General features: G+C 59.1%; 3 protein-coding genes. All 3 read left to right on the plus strand.

Annotated features, from left to right (window positions below; genetic code table 11):
- Positions 1–83 precede the first annotated feature (83 nt).
- Positions 84–1,160: a Rieske 2Fe-2S domain-containing protein gene (locus AC1DSG_RS29810; RefSeq protein ID WP_477794076.1), complete on the plus strand. Its 1,077-nt coding sequence runs from the start codon at positions 84–86 to the stop codon at positions 1,158–1,160.
- Between the two features lie 70 nt (positions 1,161–1,230).
- Positions 1,231–2,430: a formaldehyde dehydrogenase, glutathione-independent gene (gene fdhA / locus AC1DSG_RS29815; RefSeq protein ID WP_477794077.1), complete on the plus strand. Its 1,200-nt coding sequence runs from the start codon at positions 1,231–1,233 to the stop codon at positions 2,428–2,430.
- Between the two features lie 217 nt (positions 2,431–2,647).
- The coding region (locus tag AC1DSG_RS29820) for an MFS transporter (protein WP_477794078.1) at positions 2,648–2,916 on the plus strand (269 nt) is incomplete at its 3' end.

A 2,916-nucleotide genomic window follows, 5' to 3' on the forward strand; every position in this document is an offset into this window, starting at 1 on the left:
ACCCCCTGTTGCTCGCGCGCCAAATCATCACGCCTGGTTCTTGATCTGTGAACTCAAACAACAACATCAACATGGAGAACACCATGAACACATCCACTCTCCAAACGCTTGCCGAAGAAATTTCGGCGCCTGCCTTACCTGACTTCCCCCTCAACCAGTGGTACGTCGCTGCCTTGGGATGGGAGTTGAAGGACACACCCGTCGGCCGGACATTACTCAACAAACCTGTCGTGTTATTTCGCAAAGCCAACGGCGAGGTCGCTGCCCTGGAAGACCGCTGCTGCCACAGAGCGCTGCCACTGTCGAACGGCACGCTCGAAGCAACTGGCATTCGTTGCGGCTACCACGGACTGCTATTCGATGAGCGTGGGAAGTGCGTCGAAATCCCGGGCCAGGACAAGGTACCGAGCAAAGCCAAAGTGCCCGCGTATCACGTACGCGAGCAGGACCAGATCGTCTGGATATGGTTTGGCAGCGAGGCTCAACCGGAGCCCAACTGTGAGCCGCCGACCTACCCTGTTCACAGCAGTGGCAAGTACCTGTTCGAAGGCGACGTGTATCACTACAACGCGCCTTATCAGTTAATCCACGACAACCTCATGGACTTGAGCCATCTGGGTTATGTCCACCTGCGAACCATCGGCGGCAACGCCAGCATCCATATGAATGCACGGATGAGTGTCGAAAGTGAAGGCGACGTAGTGCGGGTCGTGCGCCATATGCCGGACTCGGTTCCACCTCCCACCTACACGGCCGCCTACCCCTTCAAAGGCACCGTGGACCGTTGGCAGGAAATCGAATTTCACGTCAGTCATCTGCGTATCTGGACCGGTGCGGTGAATGCCGGCACCGATTCCCTCGATGACCCCGATCGTGGTGGTTTCCATATGCGCGGATTCCACGGGGTGACGCCAGAAACCGCAACCACCAGTCACTATTTCTGGACCATTGCCACCAATCCCGAAAGCGATCCCGAAGCCATCAAGGCCAAGGTTGTAGAGCAAACGGTAATGACCTTCGATGAAGACAAGGTAATTATCGAAGCCCAATACCAGAACATGTGCCGGTTCGGTGCGCGCTCGATGATCGATATCCACGTCGATGTCGGTGCCAATCGCGCCCGCCGAATCATCGAGCAACTTCGCCAATCCACTTTTTGAGCACAGGGCACACGCGTACTCAACTCAATGTGCACCTTTACATAACAACAACTTCTTTAAGGGAAAAAGCATGTCTGGCAATCGTGGTGTGGTGTATCTCGGCTCCGGGAAAGTAGAAGTACAAAAAATCGACTACCCGAAAATGCAGGACCCGCGCGGTCGCAAGATCGAGCATGGGGTCATTCTCAAGGTGATCTCCACCAACATCTGTGGCTCCGACCAGCACATGGTGCGCGGTCGTACCACCGCGCAGACCGGTCTGGTGCTGGGCCACGAGATCACCGGCGAAGTCATCGAGAAAGGCAGCGACGTCGAGAACCTGAAAATCGGCGACCTGGTGTCCGTACCGTTCAACGTGGCTTGCGGGCGCTGCCGTTCCTGCAAAGAAATGCACACCGGTGTCTGTCTCAGCGTTAACCCGGCCCGTCCCGGCGGTGCTTACGGTTATGTCGACATGGGTGACTGGACCGGTGGCCAGGCCGAATACGCGATGGTGCCGTACGCCGACTTCAACCTGCTGAAACTGCCGGACCGTGACCGCGCGATGGAAAAAATCCGCGACCTGACCTGCCTCTCCGACATCCTGCCCACCGGTTACCACGGCGCCGTGACGGCCGGCGTCGGTCCGGGCAGCACGGTGTACATCGCCGGCGCCGGTCCAGTAGGCCTTGCTGCTGCCGCGTCCGCCCGCCTGCTCGGCGCGGCTGTAGTCATCGTCGGTGACGTCAACACCGTGCGCCTGGCCCACGCCAAGGCCCAGGGTTTCGAAATCGCCGACCTGTCCCTGGACACGCCGCTGCACGAACAGATCGCTGCACTGCTCGGCGAGCCTGAAGTCGATTGCGCCGTCGACGCCGTAGGCTTCGAAGCGCGCGGTCACGGGCATGCCGGCGTGCAACATGAAGCGCCAGCCACCGTGCTCAACTCGCTGATGGGCGTGGTGCGGGTGGCGGGCAAAATCGGTATCCCGGGCCTGTATGTGACCGAAGATCCGGGTGCGGTGGACGCCGCTGCGAAAATGGGCAGCCTGAGCATCCGCTTCGGTCTGGGCTGGGCCAAGTCCCATAGTTTCCATACCGGCCAGACGCCAGTGATGAAGTACAACCGCCAATTGATGCAAGCAATCATGTGGGACCGCATCAACATCGCCGAAGTGGTGGGTGTACAGGTGATCAGCCTGGACCAGGCACCGCAGGGGTATGGCGAGTTCGATGCCGGCGTGCCGAAAAAATTCGTCATCGATCCACACAAGACCTTCAGCGCGGCCTGAACGCTGATTTTCCCGGCTGACTCAGGCGTTCCCTCGACCTGAGCACCCTGCCGCCCCGGAGTCGAGTCGCTGGCTCCGAGGCACCTTGCATGCTCCACAGACCAACAAAAACAAGAAGGTATCGACATGTACACCCTGTACCCCCTGCATAGCGAGGCGACTTCGGCTGCCCGTCGTTCACACCAACTCCCTACCTACAGCCTCGGAGCCTGATCACATGAGCCATTCGATTGGGCAACAGCTGGACGAAAAACCGATGGTCAGCTTCCAGTGGGGCGTGATTGCGCTCTGCTTTCTGATCAACATGCTGGATGGCTTCGATGTGTTGGTAATGGCTTTCACCGCCGCTTCTATTGCTACTGACTGGGGCCTCAGCGGCATTCACCTCGGCTACCTGCTCAGCGCAGGGCTTGTCGGAATGGCGATCGGCTCGTTGTTTATCGCCCCTTGGGCCGACCGCTTCGGGCGACGCCCGCTGATCCTGCT

It is taken from the genome of Pseudomonas sp. P5_A12 (assembly GCF_056400685.1).

Coding starts and splice junctions, on each gene's coding strand:
- AC1DSG_RS29810 (WP_477794076.1), top strand. CDS start 84: ATGAACACATCCACTCTCCAAACGCTTGCCGAAGAAATTTCGGCGCCT.
- fdhA (WP_477794077.1), top strand. CDS start 1,231: ATGTCTGGCAATCGTGGTGTGGTGTATCTCGGCTCCGGGAAAGTAGAA.